Genomic DNA, 15,013 nt, shown 5'->3' on the forward strand with positions numbered 1-15,013 from the left:
AAGAGCTTCCAGTAGTAGAAGGTTTGCCGCTGCCCATGAGCCATAAAGAAGCCTATTTCCAAGACTTAGAATCCATCGTGACCGAACCCGTTTACTTGACTGCATCGCGGCAGGAACTGGAGAAAGAGACCGCCGAAAACATGTGGTCCCTTGGCGTGAGCGAGGAACTAGCCGGGGCGATTGCGCCCGAAGAGGTGCAGGCCTTTTTGCAGCGCGTCAAGCGCAACCGCCGTGAGCAACTCGCCCAGTGCGGGTGGCACGGTGGGTTGCGCTACTACCTCTGGCACGACCCGCAAGCGGGGCAGCTGCGGTTCAACTTCATCAGCGCGCTACACAACGCCTTGCCATTTGCGGCCCCTGTCGATGAGTGTGCGGACGAGGCCTCTATTATCCGCGCTTGGCTGCAAAAGAGCGGCAGTATGACCTCACAACTGCTGGATTCAGCAGAATACCGGGTGCGGGTGTATGAGGAAGTACTCCTGAGGCAATAATTGTGTTCGTAGACCGTAACGCTCATTACTTTGAGCAGCGCGCGTGCAGCGTTCTACCGTTTGACTGTTCACCTTTCTTTTTTCTGACAATCCTGAAGCATGCGTAAGCAAGGATTCCTTACTCAGTTCCTCTACCTTATTCTCTACGCAGCAAGTGGGCTCTTCACCTTGTTCTGGGCCAGTGTCTTCTTTCTCGGGTCGGAGGATACCGTTTTCCGGCAGATTGAAGAGCACGGATTGTTGGTGCTGTTTTTAAAGCGATTTCTAGGTTTTGCGATGCTGGGCGGGCTGGTCGCCTTAAGCATCACGGTGCCTAGTATCCTGCTTCAGGTTTGGCGGAAGCAAAAGTATTGGTCGGAATCTGAAGAGGTATTTAAACGGGCCCTTTTCTCGCAAGTACTTTGTGCGTTGTTCGGTAGTGCGTTTTTCTCCCTTTCGGTAAGGGGCAGTATACCAGATGTAAAATCTGCCATTGACCACTCCCTGATTAGTGATGAAGCAAGCATGCCACTTCGGTCTTAAATCCAGTCTACACACTCTTCATTCCGCTATTCGGACCGTTTAGCTGAACAAGTAATTGTCACTGCTCGTGGCCTATTTGCAGACACTTGCCCGCACGTCTGTTGAACCTCGAATAGTAGACCAACCCGGGAGGCTAGGAGTTGCTGCGCTTTTTCCAGGGCTATAACCTTGCAAAATCCAGGTAAAACAGGCTCACATTTCCTTCCTTATCATCCATTCTCTCTTAAGTGAAATGTTGTGTATGATTCGCACTTCTACTATTGCCCAGTTGACCCTCCTGCTCTTGTCCAATTTATTGATCGCGTGTAAACCGGATTTGGGTTCTGCAAAGGGCAACTTTGGCCAACATCCTCAACTGCATCTTCAACAACACAGATTCTCTGCCTCGAGTCAGCGCCTGTTAAACCAGTTTGCAGAGGCCCATACCCTAGCTGATAGCGTCGTGAAGCTGGCAATTCCCGATAAGAGGCACTGGCAATATTTGATCACCGACTATGGCTTGTCGTACCCTTACTGGGAGGCACATCCCACGGATACGTTGCCGGGTCCAGCCCTCGAGTACAAATTCTACTATGGGTTGCTGTACCGTGGTGATACCATTCGTTCTGCCATTGTCAGCATCAGTCCTAACATGCGGGTCAACACAACTGAATTAGCGGAATTAGTAGCCTATAATCACTTTCTGATGGGGAATCTGGAAATAGGCCCTAAACAAGCCTTTGCGATTGCCTCCGCTTATGGAGTAAAGGAAAAAGAGGCATCCATTACTTTCCATGGTAATAGCTTTTACAGCGATCAATTCTTCACCCTGCAGCAAGTCAAGGCTACTTACCACGCCATGGGGGAAGTCGCTCCGGCAAGCTTTTATTGGGATATCCAGAGTACGTGTGATGGTTGCGCCTCCTTAAAAGTGAACGCAGCCAACGGAAAGGCTTTTGCCGTCGGCAAAACGGTATTTATATATTGATAAAGTATAGTTTTATCAAGAGTTCAGGAAGAACCCTCGCTTAATAAATGGAGCGTGTTTACCGTTGGACCGTTTCCGTGAACACATCACTAGTGCTTGGATTGGTCTATTTCGTAGCTTGCTCGCACAAATAAGCGGAATACCCCGCTTTGCTTACCCCATACTCCGGCAAGGATGGAAACGCTGACTTGGCTGCAAGACTGGTACCGGGCCCGGTGCGATGGGGAATGGGAATTCCGTGAAGGCATCAAGCTGCTTTCCACGAGCAACCCGGGCTGGAGCGTGGAAATCAACGTGTCGGATACCCCTTTAGAGGACGCATACCTTCCCTTGACTAAGTTCGACCGGTCGGAGAGTGATTGGTACGGCTACTTCCTGGAAGACGCCTTGTTTGTCGGCTCCGGCGACCCGGCAAAGCTGGAAGTCATTTTGCGTGTGTTTCGCAACCTGATAGAAAACGGCATCCCTTCGCCATCCAACGCCTAAACGCTCGTTTCGCTATCCTGACCCTTTGGGTGAACGCGTCTACTCTAGTGCTAAGTCGTATTCGCGGGGTGAAGAAGCGTTGGTGACCAAACGCCATCCGAGCCGGAGTTTCTCTTCCGCTTCGGGGCCAACCCAGAACATGCCGATTCGGCGGCTACGCTGTTTGATGAGTTTGACCAACGCCCTAAATAATAGGCCAGAGTAGGAGACGCGCGAGAAGGTTGTTACAAAACCCGCTACCAGTACGGCCTCCCCAAACTGGCCGCTGGGTTTGAAACGGGCTAGTTCTGGATTCAGCAGCTGGTCGACGGGATACGCGTAACCGCCCTTGCGTAAAGAGATTTCTCGTACGACAATGCCCTCGTCTGGATGAGTGAGCAAGTAGTCAGGAGAATGAATCCAATCCCCAATGGCTAAGTGCCTCAACGATTCTGCCACCAGGGAAGAAATGGCCGGGACATTGGGTACAGTAGACGTGCCCGTGCAGTAATAAGACCGGTTATGGTGTGCTTCAAAGGACTCGAGTACCGCTACTTGTTCGGCAGGAGTGAGAAAGAAGTAGAAGCTGTGGCCGCGAGTTGACATAGGCCTCAAAGTAAGTAAATCCTACTTTCGCCAGAAGCACCGTTTGGCTGAACTTCGGAAAGAGCTATCTATTGACACTTGATAATAGTAAGGAGTATGCTCAAAATTGACCAAGAGCAATTTTTTGCCAGTCTAAAGATTACGCAAGCCTATTGTGCCCAGCAGCTACAACAGCCGTGGCAGAGTGAATTTTTGGCACTACGCACCAGCTTACAGCCAGTTTATCAGAATCAGCAGTGGTTTATAACCGCACGGGGAGTAAAGGGTGAAGCAGCGAGGATAGGACTATCGGAGTGGCTACGCCATACTGACCCCTATCATTCAGCGCGCTTCGCTGAGGTGTTTGCCCAACAGCTTGCGTATAAGTCGGCAGCAAGCGCTGAGTTAACGCGACAGGTTTTCTATCCAGGCCGGATACTGGTCGCCGAATATGGTTCGAACATTCCCGACGGCGCGGTAGAAGTAGAGACAGCTGGTTTTTTCGACGAGTGTGACCTGCCACCAATTGATACCTGGTTTTACAATGGCTACAGCGAGCCTGAAGGAGGCATTCTATTTGCCTGGATTCCGGAACAGTTTCTGGGCCTTGCTCAACTGGCGATAGACATGCAATTTTTGGGCATTTTGCACTGGTTCGTTACCCCTCAAGGGTGGGAGTGTGACCCGTACGCATCACACCCGTAGGTAACATAGGCCTCCTTCAATTGAACGGATCGCGTTTACCTTCGGACCCTTTTCTTGAACAGTAAAGGGGAGGGGTCCACTCTAGGAAAAGTGGTAGCTTTCCCGCCCGTTATGCTTCACCAACCTGCCCTGCCCACTGCTCAAACGCCTCGCGGGCTTCGGCTAACCTGCCTGCTGGGCTTGCTGGGGGCCCAGTTCCCCGGCTGGGCGCAAGAAGCCCCGACGCCCTTGCATGCCTTCTTGCAGCAGCACTACGACAGCACCATCGTCTACCACGTCGGGTCCTCGTGGTACAACGCGCCGAACTATATCATCTTGGCCAAGCACCGGGGCGGGGTGGACGCCTTCACCTATGCCAACCCCTACCGGGACGGACTAGGCCACTACTACCCCGGCCAGCTCGTCCGCCACTTTAGCAAGGAGGACACCCGATTTCGGGCGACGCGGCCCGATACCAACCGCTACCTGGTGCCCCGCGCCGGGGACCCAGCGGAGCTGCGGCGCGCCTGGCAGCAGCTGCACCCTACGCGGTTCTGGTCCGTACGCGGCGACGGGGAGCGGCCCGCTACACCGGCGTCCTGCTTCATCGACGACGGGCCCGAGCACGTGTTTTACCTGCTTGACAAACGCGCCATCCGGGTCGTCCGCTTTTACGCCCCGCAAGAGTTGCAAGACTGTGAGGATGCGAGGCAGGACCCGGGCCGAGCGCAGGCTTTGGCCACGATTCAAGTATTGCAAGCATTGATTCCGCGTGTACGATAAAGGCTCGTTTTGGCGAATCCGACCCTTTCACTGAACTCTTATTCAAAAACGGGGCGAAAGCATTTTCTTGCGAAAGAACCCGCCCGCTTATGGCGAAATTACCAGCATCCCTTCTCCAAAGAATACGATAACGTGTCCAGTTCTAAAATCCTTGCTGTCTTGGTATCTTCTTTAGTCTCGCATACTGCTCACAGTCAATCCAAAGTAGGTATTGTGAAGATTAGCTCCGTTGATACGGTTATAAACAATAAGCCAATTCACTACGAGACCTTCTACAACCGATTTAATCATAAAAGGGGAATCGTGCTAGGGCGCAGCAGGATTGAGTGTGAGATCGTTATCAAAGAAAAGACATTTGCCATCCTGCCCGGCAACAGAGATACCCGAAAATTGTATCTGCATACAAATTTAACCCGCAACGATGTGGTCTTCAATTCCATGAATACGGAGAAGAACAAGGACGGCATATGGGTACATTATTCGGCTGCACATCGGGTTGATTCAGTGGCGTGTTACGACGATCAGGGGCTACGCCTAGTGCTGCAATTCCGAAAGAATGGTTCGCCGAGAGTGATGCATCGCTATAAGAATGGCCAGCGACAAGCCCTAGGGCCCTGGCTGTATGATAGAAGAGGCAGAGTTATGAATATCTCCCCAGATTTTTGAGGGGTAGTTCGTAAAATGCCTCGTTTCGCTTTTTGGACCGTGGCTGTTGCAGAAGTGCTAGCCGGCAAGTTGCTGAATTCGTAGCAAGAGGATGCAAGGCAGGAAAGATTTCACCGACAAGGTCGTGACTCGTTTTCGGCTCTCCGAACGGGTTCCGACTCATAACCTGTACCGGCGGCTGGCCGAGCTGGTCGACTGGCGTTTTCTTTACGAAGAGACCAAAGCGCTCTACAGTCACACGGGCCAGCCCTCGCTCGACCCGGTGGTGTTTTTCAAGCTCGTGCTCGTGGGCCGGCTGGAAAACCTGATCAGTGACCGGCGCTTGGTCGAGCACTGTGCCCTGCGGCTCGATATCCTCTTTTTCCTGGGCTACGAAGTGGATGAGGAGTTGCCTTGGCACTCGACCGTGAGCCGCACCCGCCAGCTATTTCCAGCCGCCGTATTTGAGCGCCTGTTTGACCACGTCTTTGCCCAGTGCGTAGCCCAGGGGCTAGTGGCCGGCGACACGCAAGCCGTCGACTCCGCCCCGGTCAAGGCCAATGCCTCGCTGGAAGCGGTGCTGGAAAAGGGGCAGGTGAGCGCCCGCGGCCCGTTGCTGGTCACAGGTGAGCTGGTGGCCACGGCGCCTGCGGCTCACCTGGTAACGGCCCCGGCGCACCAGCTGCGGAATCTGGCCACGGCCCAGGCTCGGCGACAGGGCACGCAATCGGGCGCCTTGGGCGCACAGCATGACAAAGCCCGATTGCTGAGCAACAAGACCCATTATAGCCCCACCGACCCGGATGCGCGCATTTCCATTAAGCCCGGCAAAGCCCGGGCGCTCAATTACCTCTGCAGCCTAGCCGTGGACACGGCCCACGGCGTGATCAGCCACGTGCAGGCTGATTTCGCCGATAGCCGCGATAGCCTGCACTTACCCCGCCTGCTCACTGGGCTGCAGCAGCGGTTACGAGCGCAGCAGCTGCGCATGCATGAGCTGCTGGCCGACGCGGGCTACGCCAACGGCTTGAATTACGCCCTGCTCGAAGCCCAGCAGGTCACGGCCTGGATTCCGGTCTTTGGCCAATACAAGGCCACTATCGAAGGCTTTACCTACGATGCTGAGCAGGACGTTTACCACTGCCGGGCGGGCAAGGCGCTGCCGTTTCGCAAGTGCGATATGACGGCCGACGGCACCGGGCTAAAAATCTACTGGGCCACCTGCTCGGACTGCCAGCAGTGCCCGCTCAAGTCTACCTGCATACCCGGGGCCAAGCGCAAGCAGCTCACCCGCACGCTCTACGACGCACCCTACCGCCGGGCTTGGCAGCGCCAGCAAAGCCGACAGGGACAGCGCATGCGCCGGGTGCGCCAAGGCACCGTCGAGCCCGTCTTCGGCAATCTGATCCAGCACTACGGCCTGCGCCGGATGAACGTGCGTGGCCAGGCCGGGGCCCACAAAACCATGCTGCTCACAGCCGTGGCCTACAACCTGAAAAAGCTGCTCAAGCACCGTGTCAACCGGCAAGTGAGCCTGGCCATGGCCCTGCCACAGCCGATATTAGCCCTTATTAGGCGCTCGCAGGGCCCAACTGGCCGACCTTGACGCACAGATGAGACCTCGGACAGCAGCTGGCAGGAAAAAGAGGGTAACGAAACGAGTTCTGCAACAGCCACGAATGTCCTCTTTGTATGACTAAAAGAGAAAATGTCTTCTGCGAATGTTGCTAGTAGGCCAGTAGGAATATAGGTGAATTCCTCCATTCCCGTCGTCACTTCTTGGCGTTTCTTGAGCGTGAAATGCCGCCGGGACATCAGGCGATTGTCATCTCCATAACGAAACTCCACGCCTGTTGTCTCTAGCTGCTCTATGGAGGTCTCCTTGCTTTTCGCTCCCTTAGGGTTGTATTCAGTCAGTTGCGTAAAAAAGAGCTTGCCTTTGTCAAAAAGCTGCTCTTTGATGGGCCGGTTCTGCTCATCATAGGCGGTGCGTTTGAGCCGCCCGGTAATGCCGCCACCGTCAATCGTGGATTCCACTTCATTGCCTCGCTTATCATAGACAAACGTTTCGTCACTGACGAGCTGCCCTGTTGGGTCAACCAGTGTTTTGCGCGCTAATTGCCCGACAGCATTATACTCCAGGTGCTGTACTTCCTTTCCTGTATACCCATCGGTTACAGAGACTAGCTTCTGGCTTTCATTATAGCGATAGCGCCAAAAAGTTGTATCCTTAATGGACGAATGCGTGCGCTTAGAATAAAGTACTTGATTGTCTGCGTTGAATTGCTGGACGAGGGAGTGCTTGATGGTCTCGACTAAAAAACCATCGTCGGAGGAAGCGATGGTATTGCCGTTTAGATCATACCGTTCAGTAGCGGCTAGCCTACCCGCTAAATAGATGTTCGCCGTGGTTATGTGCTGGGCTTTAAGAAGCGACGCGTCGTTCGTCTGAGCAAATGCAAAGGCGGGCAGAATAGCAAACACGCAGAGTAGCTGCAGCTTCGTTTTCATAAGGTAATCCTGAAGGGAAGTAGGCAATGGCAGCCAAAGGTAGAAGCCCACGTTCACCTAAACGGTCCTGCCGTGAACGCGCTCTGTTTAGTCGAAGGAGCGATAAATTTGGTGCTATTCTAACTTCTCCGGTTCATTGATGGCGCAGTGCTTGCGATTGCGCCCGGTATTGCTGGAGCAGACGCGTGAGGTGTGAGGCACTAATCGCCAATTCGCGAATATTCAGCTCGCGCACTTCGTTTCCTGCCCGGTAGTAGAGAATTGTATCCGTGCCCCGGCCGAGCCGAACCTTTCGCACTTCTTCGTCCCGAATGGTTTTCCATACATCTACTGGTGCTGAGCCGAGTTGTATTCCCCGTTCGCTGATAGTCAATTGGGGCCGATTATTCCCTAAGAGCCAGAGCTGGCGGCCGATAACAACGAAACTCCCCAGTCCAATCAAGAAAATGAAGGGCGCCCCGAATCCCAAAGGCCTGACATTCCACAGCTGGTGCACGGCAGTAGCTACAAAAGCTACGCACACGACCAAGTAGCTTAATAGGTTAACAGTAGAGTAGCGAATGACAGATTCAGGCGGTAAGGACTCGTTTTCCATTAGAGGCGGGGTTCGTTCTAGTGACCGAGAAGCTAAAGCGAATGGGCTTAACCAAGTCTTGTTCAGCGAAACGGTCCGCAGGTAAACGCGGCGATTCAGCTCAAGGAGGGTTATTTTTAGGGATGCGAACACGCCTTCTTTTCACCGTTGGGTTCTTGTTGGCCCGGCTGCCGCCTGAGAGTCAGGCACAGGGTAGTTGTGTGTCCGGCCACCTCGTAGAGGCCTCGTCGCAGGCGCCGTTGCGCTTTGCGGCCGTGCGGCTGCAACGGGACGGGGCGGGGGCCGTGGCCGACGAGCACGGCTACTTCGAGTTGGAAAGCAGCGCGGCCTGGGTCCAGGATTCCCTGGTGGTCTGGAGCGATGACGTGCGCGCGGCCCATTGGGTAACCAGCGGCCACGCGGTGGGCCTACGCCTGGCCGTGGCCCTGCCGCCCGGTCGAGAGGGGAAATGGGGTTACGTTGGCACCCAGCATGCTTTTCGGGTGAAGAATGATTCCCTCGCGCGCGGCGGTACCCTACGCACGGCCTCGTTTTACATTGGCGCGGGGGCCCTGCCGCGCAAGGTGTTTCGCGTGCGCCTGTACGACGTGGCAGGCAACAGGCCCGGGGTGGATGTGCTCACGGAAAATGTTCTCATGCTGGCTTGGCGAGAAAATCAGTGGTTCACGGTAAACCTGGCTCCTTATCACTTGGCCGTACCGGATGCGGGCTACTTCATCGCCTTGGAGTATTTTCCGGATGAGGGCATACGCAATTCGTATTTTGACTCCATACTGGTCGACTACATGCCCACCGGGCCATTCATGTGGCCGGTGTGTGAGGCGAATACGCGCAATGTCTGGAGCTACGTCATCGGCACGGGCTGGAAGCTGTTACCGCTGGATAACGGGCTGTATGGCCGCTACGGCGCTATGATAAAGCTGGAAGTAGACCCGCCGAAATAACGACACGGCCTTGAGTAGCCAGTGCATCGAACGGAGTTCACGCAAACGGTGGCAAGGTAAACGCGCTGTTCAAATGAAGGAGGCCAAACTTTGGCGAAACCATTGATCAGATTTGGCAATCCATTTAATTCTTTCATTCGTTACTCTAACTCAAAATGAAAATTTTTATAACACTTTTTCTTGCTAATTTATCTCTATTAACTGGGTGTAACAAGTTGACACCATGCGATGTTTATAAAAAACGGTTCCTTAATAAACAAGCTTACCTGGTAATTAGCGACAGAGGAAATAACGGAAATGATTTGCACCTAAAAGGATACAATCCGATAACTAGTCAGCGCGCTGAATATAAAGGAATGGACGGATTGTATATATATTTAAGAAATAGTATAGATGTTGGAGATACTCTGGAAAAGAGAATTAATGAACCTAATTTTATAGTTAGAAAAAAGCGTTATAATATTAGTATAGAGTATAGCTGTAATGGAAAATCATACGATTTTATTGTACCTGACACTTTGCGTAAAACAAAATAGTGTGAACAAGTCAATTATAGTATTTGCAGTAATAACTCTTTAGTGAACACCACTTTATAGGCCCAATGGACCAACCAAGGTCCAGGTGGTCAATCACTCTCCTCTGTAACGTTCCTTAATGCCAATTCTGGTTGGGCGTGTGGTTCTGCGGGGAGCTTGTAAAAGACCAGTGACGGCGGCACGACATGGCAATACCTGTTTTATTTTGCTACGCCAAGACTGCTCAATAGGCTGCGGGCAGTAGGGAATCCTTTCCAGCGACAAGTGCTGGTCATAGTCGATACGCCGCTTAATCCGCAGCCCACCGCAACCTATATCAGCACCAATACGGGTACATTTCAGGTACAGGATTACGGTGGTGCTCTGAACGCGTAATTCAAAGTAAAGAGCATTTACAAAGGGGCTTCCATCTTGACAATGCTTTGCTCAAGCCGGGAAAACTTACCGCAAATGTCTCTCAGGCCCTGAAAATCGAAGTCACAAATGATGGTATCCAAGTGGTCTTCGCCGCGAAAGAACGTGCGGCCTTGGGCCGTGGTGAGGGACATATGCACCACTTTGTCAGGTAACTCGTGGGCCTCCGCTACGGCCAGTAGCCGCTGGCGATTTGCGGTCGTGATGCGTACGTGCCACCAGAATGTTTCGCCGGGGTGGAGTAAGTCCGGCCCGAGCACACGTGGCAGCTCTTGCCATGAATCTTTCGAGAGGCGCCACAGCGAACCTTCGGGGGATTGGCGTAGGATGGCAGCTAAGAGTGCGGTTTCGGGTTCCATGAGGCGAACGTACAATTATTGCCCTCGTTGTTCATCGAAACGGTGGTTCAGAGGCCGAGAAAGGGCCGCTGCCTGCGTCCCCTCACATAATTGTACTTATACGACAGGATTATGAGATCCTTCCTACTTGCTTTTGGTGCTTTCATCATACTTGCTCTGCAACAAGCGCCCTCTAGAGCCTGTTATGGACTAGTGGCGCGAAAAACGCCTTTTGCCAGCAAGAGTGTCGCGAAGGCCAGGAAATGAAACTGTTGCATGGTCAGGGCCAGGCGTTCGTAGTCGCGGGCCAAGCGTCGGAAGCGAGCGGCCCAGCCGAAGCTGCGCTCGACGACCCAGCGGCGGGGCAACAGCACAAAGCCGGTTTGTCCGGCTGGCTTGGCAATAACCCGTAAGTCAATATCGTGCACGGCAGCGGCGTATTCGGCTGCCTCGCCCGTGTAGCCCTGATCCACATACGCCACCTGTACCTTTTGGCCCGTGACCTGCTGCACTCGCTGGCAGAGCGCCTCCACCTGCCCGCGGTCGGATTCGTTGGCCGGCGTGACGACGGCGGCCAGCAGGTGGCCCAGCGTGTCGACGGCCACGTGCACCTTGCTGCCCTTGCGCCGCTTGGCCCCGTCGTAACCGGCGCGGGCCCCGCTTTCGGGTGTGCTCTGCACCGTGCGCGAGTCCAGAATCACGGCCGTGGGCTCGGCCTCGCGGCCGGCCAGCACCCGTGCCAGTTCGCGCAAATCGGCCATCATGTGCTCAAAACAGCGGTTATCCCGCCATCGGGCCCATTGTTGATACACGGCGGCCCAGGGCGGCAAGTCGTGGGGCAGGTAACGCCAGCCGCAGCCAGTTTTGACCAGGTAACGCAGGGCGTTGAACACATCGCGCAGCGCATGCTCGCGTTGCGGCGCCTCTTCCCGCACCAGGGCCAAATAGGGTGCTACAAACATCCATTCTGTATCCGATACGTCGCTGGGGTATCCGCTTTGCTGTGCCATACCCCAAATTACGCTACCAGTGCATAACAGGCTCTAGTTTAGTGGCTAATGGCAGTTCGTCGAAGTCGAGAGCGGCAAGCGCAACCACCGCCCGCAGCTGGCCGCCGCCATGGCCGAGGCCCGTAGGGTAGGGGCGACACTGCTCATCGCCAAGCTTGACCGGCTTCTCGCGCAACGCCGGCTTCATCTTCGCCCTGCGCGACTCGGACGTGGACTTCGTGTGCTGCGACATGCCCGATGCCAATACGCTTACCGTGGGCCTGTTTGCTGTCATTGCCCAGCACGAGCGAGAAACTATCAGCAAACGCACCAAGGAAGCACTGGCGGCCAAGAAGGCACGCGGGGCCCAGCTCGGCACACCGGCCAACCTGACGGCCTCGGCCGTTAGCAAAGGCCTGGTAGTACGGCAGGACAATGCCCGCACCCACCAGGCCAACCGACAGGCGGCCCGGCTCGCCTCGCTGCTGCAGGGCCAGGGCCTCACGCTGCAGCAGATTGCTGAGGAGTTGAACGAGGCCGGCTATCGAACACGGCGGGGCAAGGCGTTCTTCGCCATGACCGTGCAGCGATTGCTGACCAGGAATGTCGCCGGCATGCTTCCTGGCAAAACAGAAAAATCATAGGTTTGTGGCGCCGGCCGGGTTTAAAGGTGTGTGTCCCGGCGCCGGCCCATCTACTGCAACGCAAAAGCCCCTTCCGTCAGGTTGGGGCTTTTGTTATCGCTAGCTATAATACAGACTTATTAGCTGTCAAAACATGCGGGCAGCGAATGCTTATCCCAATGGCTCAACGCTACCAGAAACCACGCTACCGATCTAACTCTTCACCGGTAAACCAATTGGTATTGCACGAATGCCAGGCAATCTGGCTGCAAATACAAAGCCCCTTCGCTTCGGCTACCCCCAGAGAACACTACGACTAGTTAGTGGAACTCCCTATAATGCGCGCGGGGTAAGCCGACAGACGCCAGCACAGGTGAAAGCATTGGATTGCAAGAATGCACAACCGGATCCTGGTCAAAACTAAAAAAGCAAAAGGCAATTCAACAGAATACAATCTATTTCAAGTTGAATAGTTTATGCATTATGATGTTAAAAACATCAGGGAAGAACCCAAATATAGATATCAAAATAATAGTCATAAACAAATATACTATTAAATATCCATATCTAACAATAAACAAAGGACTTTTATTAATCGTTTTTTCGAATTCAGGAGAGTTTTTCATAAATTATTATTGACTTAAACTTGATTTATAGGATTCAATTAAAACAATGAAACCTTTGATGTGTATTATTATTACTAGGGTAAAGATTAGATCATTTTCTACGATTAATCACCAAGTTCAAGCTGGTTTTTTATCAAATTAAGATAAGCCCCATTAGCCTTCACTAATTCGTCATGAGTCCCTTCTTCAATTATCTTTCCTTTCTCAAGAACAACAATTTTGTCCGCATTTTTGACTGTACTTAGCCGATGCGCGATAATGACAACTGTTTTGTTCTCAAAGAACTTATTAAAATTCTCAACTATCACTTTCTCATTATTAGCATCAAGGGAGCTAGTAGCCTCATCCAACAATATAATATTTGGATTTTTATACATAACCCTGGCAATCAAAATGCGTTGCTGTTGACCTGTACTTAAACCAATGCCAGCATCGCCGATTTTGCTGTTGAACTTCTGAGGCAAGCCGTCAATGAAATCTAGAATATTTGCCATTCTGGCCGCGTTCCTAAGACGCTCTAGGTCTACATTTTCAGAATCCAAAGTTATATTCTTTGCGATTGAATCAGAAAAAATGTACCCGTCTTGCATTACAGCTCCACAATTACTCCTCCATTTCGATGAGCACAAAGTAGAGAAATTTACGTCACCTACTACTATATTTCCTCCAGTGGGATTATAAAATTTCAATAATAATTTCAGCAATGTTGTTTTCCCACTGCCACTCGACCCAACAATTGCGGTAACTTTATTGATCGGTATTTTTAAATTTAAGTTATTAAATATCTTAGGCGACCCAGGACCATCATAATTGAAATCAACCTTGTTAAATTCAATATAGGAGTCCAGCTCAGAGACATTCGTTAAATTTGTAAAATTCACGATTCCATTGTCCTCATCAGGCTTAGAATATATATCGCCTAAGCGTTTAAAACTTATCTTAGCATTTTGCAAGGATTTAAAGAAATGAACAAAATCTTCAATGGGAGCATTCAACTGGCCAATTATGAATGATACGCTAAGCAAGACACCCAACGAGATATCACCTGTAACTACTGCTTTTGCTGCAATAAATATTATAATAATATTTTTCAATTGATTTATAAATTGAAACCCGGTCTTTTGATTTTGCTCAATAGACAGATATTCATTCTTTAAATTAAATAAGTCGACCTGTATTTTCTGCCATTCAAATCGCTTATATGATTCTGCATTATTAAGCTTAATCTCTTTCATACCTTTAACCATTTCCATTAAACTATTCCTGTTATAACTATTGAGCTCGAATAGTCGGTAGTTAATAGATTTTAATTTATTCATAAAAAGGTATATCCAACCTATTGATAGCAAACTTCCTGATATAAAAACCAGAAAAAGTGCAAAGTCATATACACACAATAGTATAGAGAATACCAAGAAATTGAAAAATGAAAATAAAGTATTTAAAGATGAAGAAGTCATGAATGACTCTACATTAGAATGATCGTCAATACGAAGTAAGATGTCAGTATGAAGCTTAGTATCAAAAAAGGCAATTGGAAGACGAGTGAGCTTATAAAGAAAATCGGATATTGCATTAGCGCCAATTTTAGTTGATAGGAATAGCACTATTCTACTTCTGACGAGATCCAACGAGGTTGAGCCAAGAAACAACGCTACTTGGGCTGTCAATAAGCCAATTATGAGAGATATATTTTTGAATTTTATCGCTTTATCAACCAATTGCTGCGTTATTATTGGAAATAACAAGTTGATTAAAGAACCAACTAACATACCAATAATAATTTGCAAACATAGTGATTGATGAGTTTTCAGATATTTAAAATAGCTAAAAAGACCTGCTTTTTTTTCAACTATATTTTTTACTGTGTGAAATTTCTCGTTCGGTTCTAGAATCAAGGCGATGCCTTTACTAGAGGTATGGTCAAGCCAGTTATTGCCAAATTCAGTTTCGTTAAGGCTAATAATTCCAAACCCTGGGTCGGCAATTTTAATTCCTTTGTTTGTTTTTGACAACGCGATAACATAATGATCTTGTCGCCAATGCAAGATACAAGGAAACACTGCACTAGATAACTGATCATAAGTGACCTTGACAGGCATTGTTTTTAATCCAATTGCATTGGATCCAGCAATGATGTTGGCAAGCGAAGTTCCAGATCTATTCAAATGGCATTTATCGCGCAAATCTAAAATATCATATTCTTTTCCATGATATTTAGCAATCATTTTCAAACAAGTTGGTCCACAGTCCAAGCTCTCTAATTGTCTATAGAATTTAAAGTTTTTCATGCGA

Annotated in this window: 15 protein-coding genes; 10 read left to right on the plus strand and 5 right to left on the minus strand. The window is 50.8% G+C overall.

The window, feature by feature from the left end:
* Positions 1–35 precede the first annotated feature (35 nt).
* From O3303_RS21460 to O3303_RS21475, 4 genes are all read left to right on the plus strand, one after another.
* The gene (locus tag O3303_RS21460; RefSeq protein ID WP_269562271.1) at positions 36–491 is read left to right on the plus strand and encodes a hypothetical protein; all 456 of its coding nucleotides are present in this window, start codon (positions 36–38) and stop codon (positions 489–491) included.
* A 99-nt stretch (positions 492–590) separates the two neighbouring features.
* On the plus strand, positions 591–1,013 hold the full coding sequence (locus O3303_RS21465; protein WP_269562216.1) for a hypothetical protein: 423 nt from the start codon (positions 591–593) through the stop codon (positions 1,011–1,013).
* A gap of 241 nt (positions 1,014–1,254) precedes the next feature.
* A complete protein-coding gene (locus tag O3303_RS21470; RefSeq protein WP_269562272.1) occupies positions 1,255–1,980 on the plus strand; it encodes a hypothetical protein in 726 nt (241 codons plus the stop codon).
* 174 nt (positions 1,981–2,154) lie between these two features.
* Positions 2,155–2,466: an immunity 53 family protein gene (locus O3303_RS21475; protein WP_269562245.1), complete on the plus strand. Its 312-nt coding sequence runs from the start codon at positions 2,155–2,157 to the stop codon at positions 2,464–2,466.
* 39 nt (positions 2,467–2,505) lie between these two features.
* On the opposite strand, the gene O3303_RS21480 is transcribed toward O3303_RS21475, so the two are convergent.
* The gene (locus O3303_RS21480; RefSeq protein WP_269562273.1) at positions 2,506–3,051 is read right to left on the minus strand and encodes a hypothetical protein; all 546 of its coding nucleotides are present in this window, start codon (positions 3,049–3,051) and stop codon (positions 2,506–2,508) included.
* Positions 3,052–3,147: 96 nt separating this feature from the next.
* On the opposite strand from O3303_RS21480, the gene O3303_RS21485 reads away from it, so the two are divergent.
* From O3303_RS21485 to O3303_RS21495, 3 genes are all read left to right on the plus strand, one after another.
* Positions 3,148–3,735, plus strand: coding sequence for a hypothetical protein (locus O3303_RS21485; protein ID WP_269562274.1), 588 nt, complete (start codon positions 3,148–3,150; stop codon positions 3,733–3,735).
* A gap of 111 nt (positions 3,736–3,846) precedes the next feature.
* A complete protein-coding gene (locus O3303_RS21490) occupies positions 3,847–4,497 on the plus strand; it encodes a hypothetical protein (protein WP_269562004.1) in 651 nt (216 codons plus the stop codon).
* 790 nt (positions 4,498–5,287) lie between these two features.
* Entirely contained in the window at positions 5,288–6,748 is a 1,461-nt protein-coding gene (locus tag O3303_RS21495) for an IS1182 family transposase (protein ID WP_269562018.1), read from the plus strand.
* 1,038 nt (positions 6,749–7,786) lie between these two features.
* Here O3303_RS21495 and O3303_RS21500 read toward each other — a convergent pair.
* Positions 7,787–8,248: a hypothetical protein gene (locus O3303_RS21500; protein WP_269562276.1), complete on the minus strand. Its 462-nt coding sequence runs from the start codon at positions 8,246–8,248 to the stop codon at positions 7,787–7,789.
* Between the two features lie 200 nt (positions 8,249–8,448).
* On the opposite strand from O3303_RS21500, the gene O3303_RS21505 reads away from it, so the two are divergent.
* Both O3303_RS21505 and O3303_RS21510 read left to right on the plus strand, forming a co-directional pair.
* Positions 8,449–9,192 (plus strand): peptidase associated/transthyretin-like domain-containing protein, encoded by a 744-nt coding sequence (locus tag O3303_RS21505; protein WP_269562277.1) that lies wholly within the window; start codon positions 8,449–8,451, stop codon positions 9,190–9,192.
* A gap of 155 nt (positions 9,193–9,347) precedes the next feature.
* Positions 9,348–9,728 (plus strand): hypothetical protein, encoded by a 381-nt coding sequence (locus O3303_RS21510; protein WP_269562278.1) that lies wholly within the window; start codon positions 9,348–9,350, stop codon positions 9,726–9,728.
* 392 nt (positions 9,729–10,120) lie between these two features.
* Here the strand turns inward: O3303_RS21510 and O3303_RS21515 are convergent, their stop codons facing one another.
* Both O3303_RS21515 and O3303_RS21520 read right to left on the minus strand, forming a co-directional pair.
* A complete protein-coding gene (locus O3303_RS21515) occupies positions 10,121–10,501 on the minus strand; it encodes a hypothetical protein (RefSeq protein ID WP_269562279.1) in 381 nt (126 codons plus the stop codon).
* Between the two features lie 182 nt (positions 10,502–10,683).
* A complete protein-coding gene (locus O3303_RS21520; RefSeq protein WP_269558484.1) occupies positions 10,684–11,490 on the minus strand; it encodes an IS5 family transposase in 807 nt (268 codons plus the stop codon).
* 155 nt (positions 11,491–11,645) lie between these two features.
* Between O3303_RS21520 and O3303_RS21525 the strand changes: the two genes are divergently transcribed.
* Positions 11,646–12,113, plus strand: a complete 468-nt coding sequence (locus O3303_RS21525) for a recombinase family protein (RefSeq protein WP_269562280.1) — start codon at positions 11,646–11,648, stop codon at positions 12,111–12,113.
* A gap of 709 nt (positions 12,114–12,822) precedes the next feature.
* Here O3303_RS21525 and O3303_RS21530 read toward each other — a convergent pair.
* A complete protein-coding gene (locus O3303_RS21530) occupies positions 12,823–15,009 on the minus strand; it encodes a peptidase domain-containing ABC transporter (protein ID WP_269562281.1) in 2,187 nt (728 codons plus the stop codon).
* Positions 15,010–15,013: the final 4 nt, after the last annotated feature.

The sequence above is a fragment of the Hymenobacter canadensis genome, assembly GCF_027359925.1.
In the GTDB taxonomy this organism is placed as follows: Bacteria; Bacteroidota; Bacteroidia; order Cytophagales; family Hymenobacteraceae; genus Hymenobacter; species Hymenobacter canadensis.

Coding starts and splice junctions, on each gene's coding strand:
- O3303_RS21515 (WP_269562279.1), bottom strand. CDS start 10,501: ATGGAACCCGAAACCGCACTCTTAGCTGCCATCCTACGCCAATCCCCC.
- O3303_RS21485 (WP_269562274.1), top strand. CDS start 3,148: ATGCTCAAAATTGACCAAGAGCAATTTTTTGCCAGTCTAAAGATTACG.
- O3303_RS21475 (WP_269562245.1), top strand. CDS start 2,155: ATGGAAACGCTGACTTGGCTGCAAGACTGGTACCGGGCCCGGTGCGAT.
- O3303_RS21530 (WP_269562281.1), bottom strand. CDS start 15,009: ATGAAAAACTTTAAATTCTATAGACAATTAGAGAGCTTGGACTGTGGA.
- O3303_RS21490 (WP_269562004.1), top strand. CDS start 3,847: ATGCTTCACCAACCTGCCCTGCCCACTGCTCAAACGCCTCGCGGGCTT.
- O3303_RS21520 (WP_269558484.1), bottom strand. CDS start 11,490: ATGGCACAGCAAAGCGGATACCCCAGCGACGTATCGGATACAGAATGG.
- O3303_RS21510 (WP_269562278.1), top strand. CDS start 9,348: ATGAAAATTTTTATAACACTTTTTCTTGCTAATTTATCTCTATTAACT.
- O3303_RS21480 (WP_269562273.1), bottom strand. CDS start 3,051: ATGTCAACTCGCGGCCACAGCTTCTACTTCTTTCTCACTCCTGCCGAA.
- O3303_RS21470 (WP_269562272.1), top strand. CDS start 1,255: ATGATTCGCACTTCTACTATTGCCCAGTTGACCCTCCTGCTCTTGTCC.
- O3303_RS21500 (WP_269562276.1), bottom strand. CDS start 8,248: ATGGAAAACGAGTCCTTACCGCCTGAATCTGTCATTCGCTACTCTACT.
- O3303_RS21460 (WP_269562271.1), top strand. CDS start 36: ATGAGCCATAAAGAAGCCTATTTCCAAGACTTAGAATCCATCGTGACC.
- O3303_RS21465 (WP_269562216.1), top strand. CDS start 591: ATGCGTAAGCAAGGATTCCTTACTCAGTTCCTCTACCTTATTCTCTAC.